Below are 19,323 nucleotides of genomic sequence, written 5' to 3'. Positions count from 1 at the left end.
AAAGATTTCAAAGATACTAAAATGTTATAATGAATAGTAGACAGTAATACCTTCAAAATTTATATTTGCAAACATGATTTTAAATTACAAAAATAGCAGCATTCATTATACGACGGAAGGAGAAGGAAATCCTATTGTATTACTTCACGGTTTTCTCGAAAGTGTTGCGATGTGGCAAGATTTAGTCACTGAGTTTTCTACAACTAATAATGTTATTTGTATTGATTTATTGGGGCATGGCGAAACAGACTGTATTGGCTATGTGCACACCATGGAAGCTATGGCGGAAGCCGTTTTAGCAGTTTTAGAGCATTTAAATATTGAGAATGCGCATGTCGTTGGCCATTCCATGGGAGGTTACGTAGCCTTAGCCTTAGCAGAACAGAAACCGGAATTGTTTAAAGGTCTATGCTTAATGAATTCTACATATGAAGCTGATGATAACGCTAGAAAGTTAATTAGAACACGTGCTTCTGAAATGGCACAGCAAAATTTTGAGGTTTTAGTAAAAATGTCTTTTGCTAATTTATTTGCGCCTGAAAGTAAAGTTAAACATGAAGCTGCCTATCAAAAAGCACTTCAATTAGCATTAAAGACGCCACTTCAAGGTTATATTGCTGCCCAAGAAGGCATGAAACTTAGACCAGATCGTTTTGATATTTTGAAAAACTTAAAATGCAAAAAAATAATTATTGCTGGCAAAAAGGATAGTTTAATTGACACAGTAAAAATCACCGAGAACATAAGAGGCACAGACATTGATTTTATAGAATTTTCAGAAGGCCATATGAGTTACATCGAAAACAAATCAGAATTATCTTACAATATTTTACTCTTTGTCGAAAAATAACCCCTTTAAACGCTTTATTTTGTTTTATTTTTTAAGTTTACCAGAGAGATTAAAAAATAATTTGTAAACCAACCTATTATGACACCTAACAAATTTTATTGTGATTTATTTGGACACAACTATCAGATTACCAAAAAAGTCACTAATCACGTCAATGAATACACTTGTAAATGCTGTAAAAAACAACTGACAACGAACAGCAATGGTCAACTTACAGAATTAACAGCTAAATACCAGGAGATTAATTCTGCTTTAGAACGCATTTACAACAATAAATCGATGCGTTTAAAGCGAAAAACACTCAGTTCATCGATTTGTTAATTGTTAATAACTTCTAAGTAACTAATTTTCTTATATTTAAATCCCTATAAAAAGTGATAATATCTCTAAGAAAACTAGTTAATGAAAAACATTTATTGCTCATTGTTTGGTCACGATTATAAAGTGTCCAAAAATGTTACTTATCATGTTAAAGAATATAAGTGTAAAAACTGTAAAACAGAAATGACCATTGATGGCGATGGAAAATTTATTCCCTTAACCCCAAAATTCAAAGAAATCAATCGCGTATTAAATCGCGTACATAACAAGCGTCTAGAAAAAGGGCAAAAGCTTTTTATGCTTGATCTGTAAGCGCATTCCAACCTTTAGCTATAATCTGAATTTTCTCATCAGCTCTTGTAACTAAGTGCATACCTCTGTCTTCTTCTGTCATGTAACCAATAACTGTTAGATTTGGATTACCTTTTATTTTTAGGAAATCCTCTTGAGAAATTGTCATTAACAATTCATAATCCTCACCACCATTTAAAGCAATTGTAGTGCTATCTAAATTAAATTCCTCACAGGTAGAAATCACTTGAGGATCTAATGGTATTTTCTCTTCATAAAGATCTACGCCAACTTTACTTTGCTTACATAAATGAATAATTTCAGAAGAAATTCCGTCACTAACATCTATCATACTCGTTGGTTTCACATCTAAATCCTTCAATAATTCCACAATATCTTTTCGAGCTTCAGGTTTTAACTGACGTTCTATAATGTAGGTATACATTGATAAATCAGGTTGGTTATTTGGGTTCACTTTAAACACTTCTTTTTCGCGTTCTAACACTTGCAACCCCATAAAAGCTCCACCAATGTCACCAGTAATCACTAATAAGTCATTTGGTTTTGCACCTGATCGCAATACCTCTGTTCCCTTTTCAACTTCCCCAATCGCAGTTACAGAAATAATTAAACCAGAAGTAGATGATGTTGTATCACCCCCAACCACATCAACATTGTAAAATTTAGCTGCCATAGTAATACCAGCATACAATTCTTCTAATGCTTCTAATGGAAAACGATTAGAAACCGCTATAGAAACGGTCACTTGTGTCGCCATAGCATTCATCGCATAAATATCAGATAAATTAACAACGATAGCTTTATAACCTAAATGTTTTAAAGGAGCATAGCTCAAATCAAAGTGCACACCTTCTACCAACAAATCCGTAGAAACAACCACTTGCTTTTTACCAAAGCTTAGTACTGCAGCATCATCACCAATACCTTTTACTGTTGATTTTTGGGTGACTTTAAAATGATCGGTTAAGTGCTCAATCAATTTAAACTCTCCTAATTCACTCAAAGGAGTACGCTGTGGGTTTTTATCTTCTATCATAATGCAAAAATATTGTGCTTTTTTTGAATAGGTTGCATGAATAGAATTATTTATTCCTAATTTAATTCAAATCAAAAACTAAAACCACATAAAATCATGATATTCATCCACATGTTCGCAGGTTTTTCGATGCGATTATTTGTACCGTTTCTTTTTTAAAAATTCCCGTTAAACGGTATATTTTATTCTAAAAATATCAAAACCATATGCATTTCATCGAAAAAGTAGGCATTTTGACATGATTTAGATATGGTTTACTAAATTGCTCTACCCTAAGTCAATAAAAATGAAACCTAACTCTACTAAAGCATTACCATGTGCTATTTTTGGCCATAACTATCAACGATCTAAAACGAATATTGATCACACCATTGAAATGACCTGTTCGCATTGCGATACAGTTGTGGTTACGGACCGTCATGGAAATTTTGAAACTATTACCGTTTCTAACACTCAAATCGCAGATACATTACGGGAATTATACCGTCTTACTAGACGTATACCTAAAACAAAAGTAGCTGTATAATTACACATTCTTCTCGGTTTACCTTGAATAGCCAAACCCTATCAAACCATATGCTAATATAATGTTAGTACCTATGGTAAAACCTTTGTTATATCGTATATTTGCATTCTATTTAGAACAAATCTAGTTAAACGATATGATTAAAGTATCTGATCACGCAAAAAAGAAAGTCATAGAACTTATGACTGATGATGGTTACGACCCAAGCACAGACTACGTTAGAGTTGGTGTTAAGAGCGGAGGCTGTTCTGGTTTGTCATATGATTTAAAATTTGACAAAGAACAAGCTGCTGAAGATGATAAAGTATTTGAAGTTAATGATATTAAAATCATTGTTGACAAAAAGAGCTTTCTCTACCTCATTGGTACTACACTCGAATATTCTGGAGGCTTAAACGGAACAGGTTTCGTTTTCAACAACCCAAATGCCAACCGAACTTGCGGTTGCGGTGAATCTTTTTCACTATAAAAAATAAAACACACATGTCAAAATATACAGAAGACGATCTTAGAGAAGAATTAAAAACCAAAGAATACGAATACGGTTTTTTCACAGATATAGAATCTGAAACATTCCCTATTGGATTAAATGAAGACATCGTTCGCGCTATTTCAATGAAAAAAGAAGAGCCCGAATGGATGACAGAATGGCGATTAGACGCTTTTAAAATTTGGAAAGAAATGGCTGAGCCTGAATGGGCAAATGTACGTTACAAAAAACCAGACTTTCAGGCAATTGCTTATTATTCTGCACCTGTTTCTGTAGATCCAAACAAAACCTTAGACGATGTAGATCCTGATCTTTTAGCTATGTATAAAAAGCTAGGAATTTCAGTAGATGAGCAAAAGAAAATGAATAATGTTGCGATGGACATCGTTGTTGATTCTGTTTCTGTTGCCACAACATTTAAAAAGACATTATCTGAAAAAGGTATCATTTTTATGAGTATTTCTGAAGCTATAAAAGAGCACCCAGAACTTGTAAGAAAGTATATTGGTACCATTGTCCCAACAAAAGACAACTTTTATGCGGCTTTAAATTCAGCAGTATTTAGTGATGGTTCTTTCTGTTATATTCCAAAAGGCGTTAAATGTCCTATGGAATTATCAACGTATTTTAGAATAAACCAAGGTGGAACAGGTCAATTTGAAAGAACACTTCTTATTGCTGACGAAGGCAGTTACGTTTCTTATTTAGAAGGTTGTACTGCACCAAGTCGTGATGAAAACCAATTACATGCAGCGGTTGTAGAACTAATCGCCATGGATGACGCCGAAATAAAATATTCTACTGTACAAAACTGGTACCCTGGAAATGCAGAAGGAAAAGGTGGTGTTTACAATTTTGTTACTAAGAGAGGACTTTGTGAGAAAAACGCAAAAATCTCTTGGACACAAGTTGAAACTGGTTCTGCGGTAACTTGGAAATATCCATCTTGTATCTTAAAAGGTGATAATTCAGTAGGAGAATTTTATTCTATTGCGGTGACTAATAATTATCAGCAAGCAGATACTGGTACTAAAATGATTCACTTAGGTAAAAACACAAAGTCAACAATTATATCTAAAGGAATTTCAGCCGGTAAATCACAAAACTCGTATCGTGGATTGGTTCAGATTGGTCCTCGTGCAGATAATGCACGTAACTTTTCGCAATGTGATAGTTTATTAATGGGAAATGAATGTGGAGCACATACCTTCCCCTACATAGAAGCTAAAAACAAAACTGCGATGATTGAGCACGAAGCTACGACCAGTAAAATTGGTGAAGATCAAATTTTCTATTGTAACCAAAGAGGTATTGATACCGAAAAAGCAATTGCACTAATTGTAAATGGTTTTAGTAAAGAAGTCCTCAATAAATTACCAATGGAATTTGCTGTGGAAGCTCAAAAATTATTAGAAATTAGCTTAGAAGGTTCTGTAGGATAACATCTAAAAAATAGCTATCAAGCATGAAAAAAACACTATTCATATTAACCTTAGCTTTAGCATTTGTATCGTGTAAAGACTTCAAAGACGGAGTTAAAGACGGTTATAATGATGCCAAAGCTGAAGCTGAAGCAACTCAAAAGGGAGGTGTAAAATTATATGCACTAGACGGAGGAACAGTACAAGTGAACATGCTAGAGATTTTTTCTCAAGACACAACCTACCAAGGACAATCAAAAACTTTTGCTGATGCTTTTTATATTATTGAACATCCAAAAGGTCGAATGCTTTGGGATGCTGGTTTAGCTGAAGGTTTGGTTGGTCAAGATCCATTTACAACACCAGATGGTGCATTTACAGTGTCTCGTAAGGATTCTGTAGTCTCTCAACTTAAAGCGTTGAATTTAACACCAGAGGATTTTGATTTTATTGCTTTGTCACATACGCATTTTGACCATTCTGGTTCGGCTTCAAAATTTGCTGATGCTACTTGGTTAGTCCAAACCGCAGAATACGATTTCATTACGAGCGAAGAACAAAAACAAGGTGATAACTATGCCGCAATTGCCGCTTTAACTAATGTTAAAAAACTTAATGGAGAATATGATGTTTTTGGTGATGGAACGGTAGTAATTAAATCCATGCCAGGGCATACTCCTGGACATCAGGCGTTATTCTTAAAATTAGAAAACGCTGGCAATATATTATTAGCAGGTGATTTATATCATTTTCAAGAAAATAGAGATAATAAGGGGGTTCCAAGTTTTAATTACGATGTAGATGCCACCCTAAAAAGCATGGACCTTTTTGAGGCTTTCGCAAAAGAAACTAATGCCGATGTTTACATTCAGCACAGTGCCGACGATTTTAACCGATTACCAAAATATCCAAAATATTTAGACTAATGTTAAGAAACTCACTCGTAATACTAATGTGCCTTGCACTATTTATTTCTTGTAAAAACGAAACAAAACAAGAGGTTAACCTTGAAGAAAATCGTGCAAAATCCTTCGATCAAAATGATGGATTTATAACACTAAAAGGAGACTTTGTATATTTCGCAGATGCGGCAGTTTTACAAACATCAACAGAAATTTACGGTGTTGTAATTGATAAGAATATGCACAAGTTAGATGCGCAAACAAAAGCATTTAAAAAAGAAGATACAGATATGGTTCCTGTAACCGTAAGAGTTAGAAAGTTCGAAAAAAACAAAGACGAAGAAGGCTGGCAATACAAAGTAGAAATCAAAGAAATCTTAAAAGTAGAAGCACCAGACCCAAATAAAGAAGACGTTATAAAATTAGCAAATTAAGACTATGTTAAAGATCAATAATTTACACGCAAGTATAGAAGATAAAGCCATTTTAAAAGGTATTAATCTCGAAGTTAAAGCAGGAGAAGTTCACGCAATAATGGGCCCAAATGGTTCAGGAAAAAGTACTCTAGCTTCAGTAATTGCAGGTAAAGAAGAGTACGAAGTTACAGAAGGAAATATATTATTAGAAGGCGATGACATCGATGAATTAGCCGCTGAAGAACGTGCACATAAAGGTGTGTTTTTATCATTTCAATACCCAATTGAAATACCAGGAGTTAGCGTAACTAACTTTATAAAAACAGCCATCAATGAAACGCGTAAAGCAAAAGGTTTAGGTGACATGCCAGCAAAAGATATGCTGAAAATGATCAGAGAAAAATCTGAGCTTTTAGAAATTGATCGTAAATTTTTATCGCGTTCATTAAACCAAGGATTTTCTGGAGGAGAAAAGAAACGTAACGAAATCTTTCAAATGGCAATGTTAGAACCAAAATTAGCCATCTTAGATGAAACGGATTCTGGTTTAGATATTGATGCATTGCGTATTGTAGCCAATGGTGTAAATAAATTAAAGTCTAAAGACAACGCTGTAATTGTTATTACGCATTACCAACGTTTATTAGATTATATCGTTCCAGATTTTGTACATGTATTACTCGACGGTAAAATTGTTAAATCAGGAGGTAAAGAATTAGCCCACGAGTTAGAAGCTAAAGGTTACGATTGGATTAAAGAAGAGGTTAACGCTTAATTAGTAGGCAGTGGTCAGTCTTCAGTAAGCACTAACTTACTCGGATATGACTATTTGTAGCAAAAACATTAAATCAAGTACTAATTCTTCAACTTATAGTTTGCGATTGAGCAACCTGAAGACTGAGGACTTATTACTGAAGACTTAAAAACATGAGTTTAAAAGAAAAATTAGTATCGTCATTTATGGCATTTGAGGACACGGTCGATGTGCACTCGTCAGTACATGATATTCGTACTGAAGCTATAAAGACTTTTGAAGCTGAAGGATTTCCTTCTAAGCGTCAAGAAGATTGGAAATATACATCGTTGAATTCTATTTTAAAACACGACTATAGTGTATTTCCTAAGCACGACAATGACATAGAATTTAAAGACGTAAAAAAATATTTCATTCATGATATTGATGCGTATAAAATCATCTTTATCGATGGAAAATACGCCTCTCATTTATCACAAACCACGCATGATGGTTTAGATGTTTGTTTAATGTCTGCGGCTTTAACCAAACCTAAATACAAAGTAATTATTGATAATTATTTCAATAAAATTGCGAAAAAAGATGGTTTGTCTTCTTTGAATACAGCATTTTCTATGGAAGGTGCATACATCAATATTCCTAAGAATAAAGTGGTTGAAAAACCGATTCAAATCATTCATTTTTCAACAGGAAACGAAGCTGCCGTAATGTTGCAACCTCGTAACTTGATTGTTGTAAATGAAAATTCGCATGTTCAGATAATAGAACGTCACCAGAGTTTAACGGATAACCCTGTTTTAACGAATAGTGTGACAGAAATTTTCGCGAACAAACGTGCGATTGTTGACTATTATAAAATTCAAAATGATAGACAAACTGCGTCATTAATAGATAACACTTTTATTAATCAAAAGCAGGAAAGTTTAGCCAAAGTGCATACCTTTTCTTTCGGTGGAAAATTAATTAGAAACAACCTTGAGTTCTACCAAAACGGAGAGCGTATAGATTCCACCATGAAAGGTATTACCATTATTGGTGATAAGCAACACGTAGATCACAACACATTAGTACATCATATTGAACCAAATTGTGAAAGCCACCAAGATTACAAAGGTATTTTTGACGATAGTTCAACAGGAGTGTTTAATGGTAAAGTTGTTGTTGAAAAATTAGCGCAGAAAACCAATGCATTTCAAGCAAATAATAACATTTTAATTAGCGATAAAGCCAGCATAAACACCAAACCTCAACTTGAAATTTTTGCAGATGATGTAAAGTGTTCTCATGGTTGTACTATTGGTCAGTTAGATGAAAGTGCAATGTTTTATTTACGTTCTAGAGGAATTCCTGAAAAAGAAGCACGCGCTTTATTAATGTTTGCCTTTAGTAATAACGTTTTAGATTCTGTGAAAATCCCTGAGATTAAAAATAGAATTACAAAGATTATTGCGAATAAGTTGGGTGTAAATATTGGGTTTGATTTATAATTCTCAAGAATTCAAATCGCTATCGGAAATGAATCTCAGAGTTTTGATTTAAAAACTTTTAAGGTATAAAAACGGACAATTATAATAATCTAAAGCCAATCGTTTTAATAAATTATATGAAGAAACTATTATTACTTCCCATAATTTTTTTAGCTACATTATCATCTCAATCTCAAGAGTTAACTTATGGATTTGTTACAGGAGTTAATTTATACGACATTGAAACACAAGGTGGAAGTTTTGTAAATAATGAATCTGCTATTAGTTATAATTTTGGTGGTTTTTTAGATTATCAATTAAATGATAGCTTCGGACTTAAGGGTAATTTGATTTATAGCGCTGCGAATGAAATGTCTTATGTTACAAGAGCAGGGTATGTTTATTCTGAACCTTTTGATATAAAAGTAAAGTCACTTCAATTTATTCCACATCTTAAGTTTGATTTTAATAAGGAATACAATAAAGGCTTTTACCTGTTTATTGGGCCTAGGATATCATTTGTTTTAGGGTCTAAAGATGAAGATGGTAATAAAATTGAAAACTTCTATAAAGCAACAAATTTTGGTGCACAACTAGGATTTGGTTTTCATTTTTTAAAGCATTTTGCTTTAGAGATTGTAGGTGATTACGGGCTATCTGATACTTTAGATAATAATACAGAAACCCAAACTGGTGGTGGCTATATTAATTTAAATATTAATATTGAGTCCATACTAAATAATTGAAGTTGTTGCCATTGAATTAGACCTTAAATTCGCATGAAAGTAGGAATAATTAGAGTTTTAATGATGGCAAGGAATCTGCATTAAATAAATTTTTAATCTCTAAAGTCTTTACCAAATAGATATGTTAGACGTACAAAAAATAAGAAAAGACTTTCCAATACTTCAACGTGAAGTCAACGGGAAACCACTCATATATTTCGATAATGCTGCAACATCGCAAACACCTCAGCAAGTCATTGATGCTATTGTAGATTATTACAGTAATTACAATGCTAATATTCACAGAGGTGTACATAGCTTGAGCCAAGAAGCAACAGATGCTTATGAACAAGCACGACTAAAAATCCAGAAGCATTTTAATGCCAAGCAAAGTCATGAAATAATTTTCACTTCTGGTACAACACATAGTATTAACTTAGTTGCTAATGGTTTTTCTTCACTCTTAAAAAAAGGAGATGAAATTATTGTTTCAGCTTTAGAGCATCATAGTAATATTGTGCCATGGCAAATGCTTTGTGAACGTACAGGAGCTAGTTTGAAAGTCATTCCCATGAATGAAAATGGAGACTTAATACTTTCAGAATACGAGGCACTTTTAAATAAAAATACAAAACTGGTTTTTGTAAATCATATTTCAAATGCTTTGGGAACTATAAACCCAATTGAATATATTATAGAAAAAGCACATGCCATTGGTGCAGCTGTTTTGGTTGATGGAGCACAATCTTGCCCGCATTTAAAACCAGACGTTCAAGCTTTAGATGTGGATTTCTATGTGTGTTCTGCCCACAAAATTTGCGGACCAACAGGTGTTGGAATGCTTTACGGAAAAGAAGAATGGCTGAATAAATTGCCACCTTACCAAGGAGGAGGAGAAATGATTGCAGAAGTGTCGTTTGAAAAAACGACTTATGCTGGCCTACCACATAAATTTGAAGCAGGTACACCAAACATCTGTGGAGGCATTGCCTTCGGAGCGGCTTTAGACTATATGAATGCTATTGGTTTCGAAAATATCGCTGAATACGAAAATGAATTGTTAGAATACGGAACAGCAGAATTACAAAAAATTGAAGGTTTAAAAATTTACGGCACAGCAAAAGAGAAAACCTCTGTTATTTCATTTAACGTTGGATCTATTCACCCGTATGATATTGGGACTATATTAGACAAAATGGGCATCGCTGTACGAACAGGTCATCATTGCGCACAACCTATTATGGACTTTTACAAGATTCCAGGAACCATTAGAGCGTCTTTTATGTTTTATAATACAAAAGAAGAAATTGATGCTTTTATTACGGCTTTAAAGAAAGCAATTATGATGCTCTCGTAGACTTTGGCATTAAAAGTGTATTTACCTATTTAAAAACTATAAATGATGAAATTTATACTCAGTTTAGTCGCGCTTTTATTCACTGTAAGCTCATGTAAATCAAATACAGAAGTTGTTGAAAACAGCAAAACCATGCAAGAACATCTTTCAGGAACGTATTATATAACGCAATTAGAAGGTAATGATATTGCTTTAAACAAACTCGAAATAACTTTTGATGAAAATTCAAATAAAGTTAATGGAACAGCTGGCTGCAATAGTTTCTTCGGGAATTATTCAACAGAAAATAATACTATTACATTTGGAGATATTGGAGCGACCAAAAAATTATGTTCTAAAAACATTATGGCCATTGAAGCGTATTTTTTAAAATCTTTGAGTTTAGTAGATTCGTTTTTCGTAGATGCTAATGGTGGGATTTCACTTCTAGCAAACGATAAGATTTTAATTACAGCGACTCGTACTGCTCAGACAACTAAAAAAAGTGATGAGATTAACGATAATTATATAACGGCTGTTAAATATCAAACTTCCACAAGAGGTTTTTTTAATTTCATTCTTATTTCGAAAAATAAAATCGCTATTTCTGAAGATCGAAGTCTTCAAAATATTAAAAATTATAACATTGACGCCACTCAGTGGAATGAGCTTAAAAGTTTAATCGATGCTACAGATTTAGAAGGCCTATTTAAACTAACACCACCGTCTCAAAACCATCAGCACGATGGAGCTGCACACGCCACTTTAGCGTTACAAATAGGTGATATAGAATATATGACACCGACATTTGACCATGGCAATCCTCCAAAGGCCATTGAAGCTTTAGTTAATAAAGTGTTATCCATTAAAGAAAACACGGTAAAACAGTAGCGATTTTGTAATTTTGCACAAAAGGATGAGACTATGACTATTGAAGACGTACAAAACGAAATTATTGATGAGTTCGCTATGTTTGAAGATTGGGAGGAACGCTACCAATACATGATAGATTTAGGTAAGGACTTACCAATAATAGACGAAAAATATAAGACCGAGGATAATATTATAAAAGGTTGCCAAAGTAAAGTTTGGGTTCATGCCATTATGGAAGATGACAAAGTGAACTTTACTGCAGATAGCGATGCCATTATAACTAAAGGTATTATAGCGATATTGATTAGAGTATTTTCTAATCAGCATCCTAAAGCCATTCTTGAAGCTAACACAGATTTTATTGATAAAATCGGACTAAAAGAACACTTATCACCAACTAGAGCAAACGGCTTGGTTAGTATGATAAAGCAATTAAAAATGTATGCCATAGCATACCAAACACAATTAAACTAGTTTATCTTTTTTGTTTAAAAGTTAAAAACGAACTCAGAGCAATTAAAATTATAAACGCACAAATTTAAAGACATGAGCAAACCAACTATAGATACAGCAGCATTAGGAGAAAAAATCTTAAGAGTTATAAAAACTATTTACGATCCAGAAATCCCTGTAGACATCTACGAATTAGGATTAATCTATGATGTTTTTGTAAACGAAGATTTTGAAGTTAAAATCTTAATGACCTTAACGACGCCAAATTGTCCGGTAGCTGAAACGTTACCTTTAGAGGTTGAAGAAAAAGTAAAATCTATTAATGAAGTTAAAGATGCTGAAGTAGAGATCACTTTCGATCCACCTTGGTCACAAGAACTTATGAGCGAAGAAGCTAAGTTAGAGCTTGGGATGCTTTAATTAAAATGAATACATGCCAAGACGCAGTCCAAACTCTTTAAAAGACGATAAAAAAACCAGTATAAAATCGTCATTTAATGCTTTAGTTTATATCCCTAGATTTTTTAAAGAAATTTGGAGAGTTAACAAAAGTCTTTTCATATTATCTGCATTCTGTAGACTCATTGGGGCTTTACTTCCTGTTATCATTTTATGGATAGGGAAACTAATTATAGATGAAATTATACTACAGATTTCATTAGATATACCCGATTATACTTCGCTGTGGACCTATGTTGCAGTTGAGTTTGCATTAATTATCCTTTCTGATTTAGTAAGTAGAGCCATTTCCTTAACTGATGGCTTGCTTGGCGATGAATATAGTATTGCGACATCAATAACTATAATTAAGAAAACCAATCAGATTAATATTAGTTTATTAGAAGATTCTGAATTTTACGATAAACTAGAACGCGCCAGAACACAAACTAATGGCCGTGTTGGCTTAATGTCTAATGTTCTTGGGCAAGCACAAAGTGCCATTTCTATTGCAACACTTGTTGCTGGTTTAATCTACTTTGAGCCTTATTTAATTATTCTGTTGGTACTAAGTATTATTCCTTCATTTATAAACGAAGTACGTTTTAGCCAACAACAATATTCTTTAGCAAGAAGCTGGACTTCAGAACGCCGCGAGTTAGATTATTTAAGATTTATAGGTGCAAACGATAAAACAGCGAAAGAAATTAAACTTTTTGGCTTAACCGATTTTGTGGTAAATCGTTTTAAAAACCTATCCGAAGAATATTACCAACTCAATAAATCATTAGCGATAAAGCGTTCTGCTTTAGGTTTTTTATTTAATGTTTTAGGCTCATTAAGTTATTACGGAGCTTATGTATTTATTATTTACCGCGTACTTTCAGGTGCTATTACATTGGGTGAATTAACCTTTTTATCCGGTTCCTTTAATCGCTTAATGCGAAACCTTCAAGATTTCTTTTCAAAATTCACACGTATTTCTGAAAGTGCTTTATACCTAAAAGATTATTTCGATTTTATAGATATTTCAATTGTTTCAAAAGTAAAAGAAGACATTCCGCTACCGAAGAAAATCACTAAAGGTTTTGAGTTTAAAGATGTTCATTTTGCCTATCCAAATTCCGAAGTCGACATTTTAAAAGGCATTACCTTTAATCTGAAAGCCGGTGAAAAACTAGCATTTGTAGGACAGAATGGAGCCGGAAAAACCACTTTAATAAAATTACTATTACGTTTTTACGAGCCTACTTCTGGCGAAATACTATTAGATGGCATAAATATTAACCGTTTCAATATTGCGGAATACCAAGAATACTTCGGAGTCATTTTTCAGGATTTCTTTAGATATGAATTTACCGTTAAAGAAAATATAGCGATTGGAAATATCGATGAGCTACATAATCAAAACAAAATTGAAAATGCCGCGGAATTAAGTTTAGCAAACGAAGTGGTGTCTGAATTAAAACACGGCTACAACCAGCAATTAGGAAAACGTTTTGCTAACGGACAAGAATTATCTGGTGGGCAATGGCAAAAAGTAGCTTTGGCAAGAGCCTACATGAAAAATGCTGAAGTGATGATTTTAGATGAACCAACATCAGCCCTAGATGCCAGAGCAGAAAGCGAAGTATTTGAACGATTTATAGGTCTAACCGAAGGCAAGACCAGTATTATTATTTCGCACCGATTTAGTACGGTTCGCCAAGCAGACAGAATTCTAGTGTTAGAACATGGAAGCGCCTTAGAAATTGGCACACATGACGAACTTATGAAAAACCAAGCCTTGTATTCTGAATTGTTTACACTACAAGCTGAAGGCTATCAGTAAATCATTTACCTTTGTATTATGGCAGAAGAAATTATTAATAGAATTGCAAACAGCAAACTAAAAGTTATAGATTTAGAAGACTATTACCCAAAGGGAGAACGTGTTCTTTTTGATATAAAAAATTGGTTAATGGAAGGCTTAGTACTTCGAGAAAAAGACTTCAGAGCTTTTGTAGCAGAGCACAATTGGTCGCAATACCAAGAGTGCTATGTGGCTTTACATTGTTCTACCGATGCTATAGTGCCAGATTGGGCTTATATGCTAATTTCTATAGAACTTCAACCCTATGCTAAACTTTCTGTAATAGGTTCATTAAGTGATTTAGAGTCTATTTTATATGCTGAAATTATTTCAAATTTAGATATTTCAATATACGAAGGTTTACCTGTAATTATTAAAGGATGTTCTCATAAGCCTGTACCTTCAAATGCCTTAACATTACTATCGCAAAAATTAAAACCTATAGCAAGATCTATTATGTTTGGTGAGGCTTGTTCTTCTGTTCCGCTCTTTAAAAGAAAATAATAACACAAAAGTGTGACTTTTTAGTGATTATAGGGTCTAAAAAGTGATTTCGTAACTATAAACAGAAATCATTTAATACTTATATTTGCAACTTAAAAATTTAACACAATTGATTATGAACAAAAAACTATTATTAATAGCTATTTTAATGCTATCTGTTACTTTTGGTTTTTCTCAAACTAAGGAAGAATTACAGGCTCAAAAAGCTGAAAAACAAGCAGAAGCCAACAAGTTTCAAGGTGAAGCGAATGCTATACAAAAACAAATTGATGCTTTACCAGGCTGGAGAAAAGGTGCTTTTGGTACTATTGGAGGAAGTTTATCTAACTTCAACGATTGGTATTCTCAAGGTGCACCAAACAATTCCTCAGGAAACTTAGGAGTTACTTTTAATGGTTTCGCAAATAAAATTGAAGACAAATATTTTTGGAGAAACTCATTAACTATGAACCTTAACTGGGTGAAGTTAGATAATAAAGACACTGAATTAGATAGTGAGAAATTTGAACCTACAACGGATGTATTCAATATTTCTTCACTTTATGGTCGTAATTTAAATGATAAATGGGCTATTTCAGGTTTAGCAGAGTACAGAACAACACTTTTAGACAACTTTAATGATCCTGGATTTTTAGATGTTGGTGTTGGTGCTACATGGACTCCACTTGAAAATCTTATCGTTGTAATTCACCCTTTAAACTACAACTTTGTGTTTGCTGATAATGATGCTGCTTTTGAATCTTCTGCGGGTGCTAAAATTGTTGCAGACTATACAAGACAAATCGGAGCAATTTCTTTTAAGTCTAATTTCTCAACATTCCAAAGCTATGAAGATAGTGATTTATCTAACTTTACTTGGACCAACTCATTTAGCTATACTTTATGGAAAATGATTGGTGTTGGTTTTGATTTTGCTTTAAGAAGTAACAAGCAAGAAGCTGCCAATTACCAAGAAGTTGATTTAGCTGATGCGGATAACAAATTACAATCATACTATACCGTTGGTTTAAGCTACGCTTTCTAACAACAACATTTTAAAAAAAAGAAACCTGTCTAGATTAAATTTAGACAGGTTTTTTTATACAATTATATTACTCTAATTAAACTTTTTCTTTTTCTCTTTTTTCTTGAAGAGTCGCTTAATAAACCCGTCGCGTTTTGTGGGCTCACAATCTAGATCGCTAAGAACTTGTTCTGAAGGTTTTTCAAATTGTGCTCTGGTTATTGATTTGTAATCACTGTCTTTATTCAATTTCTGATAGAACTTCGCAAAAATAGGTAAGGCTGAATTAGCTCCTTGTCCCATACCTGTAGATTTAAATCCGATGCTGTGATTATCATTACCAACCCAAGTTATAGTTACTAAATTAGGTGTTAAGCCAACAAACCAACCGTCTTTGTTATTTTGTGTAGTTCCTGTTTTACCTGCAATATCATTCTTTAATCCGTAGGTACTTCGCAATCGTGATGCCGTGCCTTTATTAACCGTAGATTTCATCATCTCTAGAAGTACTTGTCTTGTATAATCGCTATAGGCTTGTTCATTAGAAATTTCAGGCTTAAATGTTGCGATGACATTTCCAGATTTATCTTCTATTTTAGTAATATAATAGGGGGTTACAGCTTTGCTTTTATTTAGATAACTCGCATAAGCACCTGTTAAATCCTTCAAACTAATTTCTGCAACTCCCAAAGCTAATGAAGGCTCATTGGGTAGTTTTTTTAAAATTCCTAACTTTTCAACTTGCTCTAAAACTTTCGGAATACCTACCGTTTCCAAAACCTTAACAGAAATAGTATTTACAGAATTACTTAACGCATTTTCTAAAGTGTAGTTAGTATAAGGATCTTCTTCATCACTTCCAGAATTCGTAGGTGTCCAATCGTCATAATTGGTATACGTTACTTTATTTAAAGAAAAATAGGTGCATGGGTTTAAATCATTATTTATAGCAGCAGTATATACAAAGGGTTTAAAGGTAGATCCGACTTGGCGTTCACTTTGTGAAATATGATCGTATTTAAAATATCTGTAATCAATACCACCAACATAAGCTCTTACCGCTCCGGTGGTCGGCTCTACAGACAACATTCCTGTGTTTAAAAATTTAAGATAATGTTTTAAGCTATCTATAGTAGATATATTTTTAATGGTGTCGCCTTTCCAACTAAATACATCTGTAGGTCGCTTAATATTTAAAGAATCTTTAATTTGCTGTTCCGTTAATCCTTGGTCTTTATATCTTTTTACTTGGTCTAATTTAGAAACTGCGTTTTCTAATAGTTTAGAGTTGGTTTCCCAAGGGGAATTATTGCCATACGATGTTTCAAAATCGGCTTGAAGTTTACTCATGTGCTCCTTCATGGCGGCTTCCGCTAATTCCTGCATTTTGTAATCTAACGTAGTATGTACAATAAGTCCATCTTTATAAAGATCATAGTCTTCGCCTTCAGGATTTTTTAAAGTATCTAAAATAGACTCTAGTTGTTTCTTTACTTCAGCTCTAAAATAAGGAGCTAAACCTAAATCGTGATTAAAAGAGCGGTACTCTAATTCTAAATCTTGACTTGAATAATACGCTAACGAATCCTCTGAAAGGTAACCATAATTTTTCATCTGATTTAAAACCACATTTCTTCGATTTTTACTACGATCTAAATGCACTCTTGGGTTGTAATAGGTATTGGCTTTTAATGTACCGACTAAAGTTGCCGCTTCAATAATGGAAATATCTTGTACTGATTTATTGAAAAATTTAATGGACGCGCTTTCTATACCATAGGTATTATCTGAAAATGGGACGGTATTGAGATATAAGGTTAAAATTTCGTCTTTAGAATACACGTCCTCAATACGCTGCGCTACAATAGACTCTTTAAATTTATTAATTAGCATACTGAAAAACGCATAATTTTGCCTTCCATATAGATTTTTCGCCAATTGAAGGGTTATCGTACTTCCACCACCTGCAGATTTATCTTGAAGGATTAAATTCTTAACAAATACGCGCATTAAACTTATGTTGTCTATACCATCGTGCTCATAGAAACGAGAATCTTCTGTGGCTACTAACGCTTCAATAAGATGTTTAGGTAAATCTTTAAACGCTACAGGCTGCCTGTCATAGATATAATACTTTCCTATTAATTTTTCGTCTTTGTCTAAAAGCTGTGTCGCTTGCTCTTGCTTAATAGAACTGATATCTTCTATCGTTGGGACTTTTCCGAATAAGCCTACATATATACTAATATATAGACCAAATAGAAATAACAAAATGGCTGCTATGAGAATAACGAGCCATTTTATCCATTTATTTTTTAATATCTTTTTAATCGAAGTTGTAAAGCGTGATTGGGAAGCTTTCATATAAAAGAACTTTTTATTCTATATCTTCAACGTCGGGATATAGGAAATGATTGTATGGAAAACGCGTCACATGAATTTCTCGCACTTCTTTATAAACGCGCTTTCTAAATTCTTCCATATTCTCTTTATTTAGAGCAGAGATAAACAAAGCGTTATCACCAACTCTATTCATCCAAGTTTTTTTCCATTCTTCAATAGTATAATTGGCTTCTGTACGAACTTCTATTAAATCTTCTTCGTCAAACGGTTCGGCTTCATAAGCATCAATCTTATTAAATACCATTATCGTTGGTTTGTCCTTGCTTTCTATTTCGTCTAAAATCTGATTTACAGATTCAATATGTTCTTCAAAATTAGTATGTGAAATATCTACAATATGAAGTAATAAATCGGCCTCTCTTACTTCATCTAAAGTACTCTTAAACGATTCTACTAATTGTGTAGGGAGTTTTCTAATAAACCCAACCGTATCACTTACTAAAAAAGGTAAATTACCAATCACTACTTTTCTAACCGTAGTATCGAGTGTTGCAAATAATTTGTTTTCTGCAAATACGTCACTCTTACTAATAACATTCATTAATGTAGATTTCCCTACATTGGTATAACCTACTAGAGCTACGCGTACCATTTTTCCACGATTACCGCGTTGCACAGCTTGCTGCTTGTCTATCGTTTTTATCTTGGCTTTTAATAACGCAATCTTATCTCTTACAATACGTCTATCCGTTTCAATCTCGGTTTCACCAGGCCCACGCATTCCAATACCACCCTTTTGACGTTCGAGGTGTGTCCACATTCCTTTTAATCGGGGTAATAAATATTCACATTGCGCTAATTCTACTTGCGTTCTGGCATAACTTGTTTGTGCACGTTGCGCAAAAATATCTAAGATAAGATTCGTTCTATCGAGAATCTTACAGTTTAGAATCTTACTAATATTTCGTTCTTGAGCCGGAGTTAATTCGTCATCAAAGATTACAGTACCAATATCATTTTCTTGTACAAAGCTAGCAACCTCTTCCATTTTCCCTGTACCAATAAAAGTTTTAGGATTAGGTAGCGCCATTTTTTGAGTATATCTTTTTATGACTTCACCACCTGCTGTATAGGTTAAAAACTCTAATTCATCCAAGTACTCTTGTGACTTCTCTTCATCTTGATTTTGGGTAACAACACCAATGAGTACTACTTTTTCTAAATCTATATTTTTCTTTTCTATCATAATATATTAAAGTACAAAGTTAAGCAAATGGATTAGTCCTATTAATATTTTAAAAA

Annotated in this window: 21 protein-coding genes; 18 read left to right on the top strand and 3 right to left on the bottom strand. The window is 33.4% G+C overall.

Going from position 1 to position 19,323, the window contains the following annotated elements; translation table 11 throughout:
• Positions 1–73 precede the first annotated feature (73 nt).
• The 3 genes from HM984_RS06430 (at position 74) to HM984_RS06420 (ending at position 1,483) form a co-directional block, all read left to right on the top strand.
• Positions 74–850, top strand: a complete 777-nt coding sequence (locus HM984_RS06430) for an alpha/beta fold hydrolase (RefSeq protein ID WP_179348560.1) — start codon at positions 74–76, stop codon at positions 848–850.
• A gap of 78 nt (positions 851–928) precedes the next feature.
• Positions 929–1,171, top strand: a complete 243-nt coding sequence (locus tag HM984_RS06425; RefSeq protein WP_115808280.1) for a DUF1660 family phage protein — start codon at positions 929–931, stop codon at positions 1,169–1,171.
• A gap of 81 nt (positions 1,172–1,252) precedes the next feature.
• Complete coding sequence (locus HM984_RS06420) at positions 1,253–1,483, top strand: DUF1660 family phage protein (RefSeq protein WP_115808281.1); 231 nt, start codon at positions 1,253–1,255, stop codon at positions 1,481–1,483.
• Here the strand turns inward: HM984_RS06420 and thiL are convergent.
• The gene (thiL, locus tag HM984_RS06415; protein ID WP_115808282.1) at positions 1,467–2,519 is read right to left on the bottom strand and encodes a thiamine-phosphate kinase; all 1,053 of its coding nucleotides are present in this window, start codon (positions 2,517–2,519) and stop codon (positions 1,467–1,469) included. The two genes, HM984_RS06420 and thiL, sit on opposite strands and share 17 nt — an antisense overlap.
• 286 nt (positions 2,520–2,805) lie before the next feature.
• Here thiL and HM984_RS06410 point away from each other — a divergent pair, with 286 nt between their 5' ends.
• The 15 genes from HM984_RS06410 (at position 2,806) to HM984_RS06340 (ending at position 15,699) form a co-directional block, all read left to right on the top strand.
• Positions 2,806–3,045 (top strand): hypothetical protein, encoded by a 240-nt coding sequence (locus HM984_RS06410; protein ID WP_115808283.1) that lies wholly within the window; start codon positions 2,806–2,808, stop codon positions 3,043–3,045.
• A gap of 136 nt (positions 3,046–3,181) precedes the next feature.
• On the top strand, positions 3,182–3,514 hold the full coding sequence (locus HM984_RS06405) for a HesB/IscA family protein (protein ID WP_020897561.1): 333 nt from the start codon (positions 3,182–3,184) through the stop codon (positions 3,512–3,514).
• Positions 3,515–3,528: 14 nt separating this feature from the next.
• Positions 3,529–4,977: a Fe-S cluster assembly protein SufB gene (gene sufB, locus HM984_RS06400; protein WP_115808284.1), complete on the top strand. Its 1,449-nt coding sequence runs from the start codon at positions 3,529–3,531 to the stop codon at positions 4,975–4,977.
• Between the two features lie 23 nt (positions 4,978–5,000).
• Positions 5,001–5,882 carry an N-acyl homoserine lactonase family protein gene (locus HM984_RS06395; RefSeq protein ID WP_179348559.1) on the top strand — a complete coding sequence of 294 codons (882 nt, stop codon included), beginning with the start codon at positions 5,001–5,003 and terminating at the stop codon, positions 5,880–5,882.
• Positions 5,883–5,908: 26 nt separating this feature from the next.
• Positions 5,909–6,292: a hypothetical protein gene (locus HM984_RS06390; RefSeq protein WP_257018455.1), complete on the top strand. Its 384-nt coding sequence runs from the start codon at positions 5,909–5,911 to the stop codon at positions 6,290–6,292.
• A gap of 4 nt (positions 6,293–6,296) precedes the next feature.
• Positions 6,297–7,049, top strand: a complete 753-nt coding sequence (gene sufC / locus HM984_RS06385) for a Fe-S cluster assembly ATPase SufC (protein ID WP_115808287.1) — start codon at positions 6,297–6,299, stop codon at positions 7,047–7,049.
• Positions 7,050–7,201: 152 nt separating this feature from the next.
• On the top strand, positions 7,202–8,515 hold the full coding sequence (sufD, locus tag HM984_RS06380; protein ID WP_179348557.1) for a Fe-S cluster assembly protein SufD: 1,314 nt from the start codon (positions 7,202–7,204) through the stop codon (positions 8,513–8,515).
• A 116-nt stretch (positions 8,516–8,631) separates the two neighbouring features.
• Entirely contained in the window at positions 8,632–9,240 is a 609-nt protein-coding gene (locus HM984_RS06375) for a porin family protein (protein ID WP_179348556.1), read from the top strand.
• A gap of 121 nt (positions 9,241–9,361) precedes the next feature.
• Complete coding sequence (locus HM984_RS06370) at positions 9,362–10,576, top strand: aminotransferase class V-fold PLP-dependent enzyme (protein WP_179348555.1); 1,215 nt, start codon at positions 9,362–9,364, stop codon at positions 10,574–10,576.
• A 45-nt stretch (positions 10,577–10,621) separates the two neighbouring features.
• Positions 10,622–11,446 (top strand): META domain-containing protein, encoded by an 825-nt coding sequence (locus HM984_RS06365; protein ID WP_179348554.1) that lies wholly within the window; start codon positions 10,622–10,624, stop codon positions 11,444–11,446.
• Positions 11,447–11,479: 33 nt separating this feature from the next.
• Entirely contained in the window at positions 11,480–11,902 is a 423-nt protein-coding gene (locus tag HM984_RS06360) for a SufE family protein (protein WP_179348553.1), read from the top strand.
• Positions 11,903–11,974: 72 nt separating this feature from the next.
• A complete protein-coding gene (locus tag HM984_RS06355) occupies positions 11,975–12,301 on the top strand; it encodes a DUF59 domain-containing protein (RefSeq protein ID WP_020897552.1) in 327 nt (108 codons plus the stop codon).
• 13 nt (positions 12,302–12,314) lie between these two features.
• Positions 12,315–14,150, top strand: a complete 1,836-nt coding sequence (locus tag HM984_RS06350; protein ID WP_179348552.1) for an ABC transporter ATP-binding protein — start codon at positions 12,315–12,317, stop codon at positions 14,148–14,150.
• An 18-nt stretch (positions 14,151–14,168) separates the two neighbouring features.
• Positions 14,169–14,675, top strand: coding sequence for a DUF2480 family protein (locus HM984_RS06345; protein ID WP_179348551.1), 507 nt, complete (start codon positions 14,169–14,171; stop codon positions 14,673–14,675).
• A 115-nt stretch (positions 14,676–14,790) separates the two neighbouring features.
• Positions 14,791–15,699, top strand: coding sequence for a DUF3078 domain-containing protein (locus HM984_RS06340; RefSeq protein WP_179348550.1), 909 nt, complete (start codon positions 14,791–14,793; stop codon positions 15,697–15,699).
• 72 nt (positions 15,700–15,771) lie between these two features.
• On the opposite strand, the gene HM984_RS06335 is transcribed toward HM984_RS06340, so the two are convergent.
• Both HM984_RS06335 and hflX read right to left on the bottom strand, forming a co-directional pair.
• Complete coding sequence (locus HM984_RS06335; protein ID WP_179348549.1) at positions 15,772–18,042, bottom strand: transglycosylase domain-containing protein; 2,271 nt, start codon at positions 18,040–18,042, stop codon at positions 15,772–15,774.
• Positions 18,043–18,055: 13 nt separating this feature from the next.
• Positions 18,056–19,267, bottom strand: coding sequence for a GTPase HflX (gene hflX, locus HM984_RS06330; protein WP_115808296.1), 1,212 nt, complete (start codon positions 19,265–19,267; stop codon positions 18,056–18,058).
• Between the last annotated feature and the right edge of the window lie 56 nt (positions 19,268–19,323).

Source organism: Winogradskyella pacifica (genome assembly GCF_013403915.1).
In the GTDB taxonomy this organism is placed as follows: domain Bacteria; phylum Bacteroidota; class Bacteroidia; order Flavobacteriales; family Flavobacteriaceae; genus Winogradskyella; species Winogradskyella pacifica.
The sequence above is the reverse complement of the archived record's forward strand: the minus strand, read 5'-3'. Positions and strand labels throughout refer to the sequence as shown.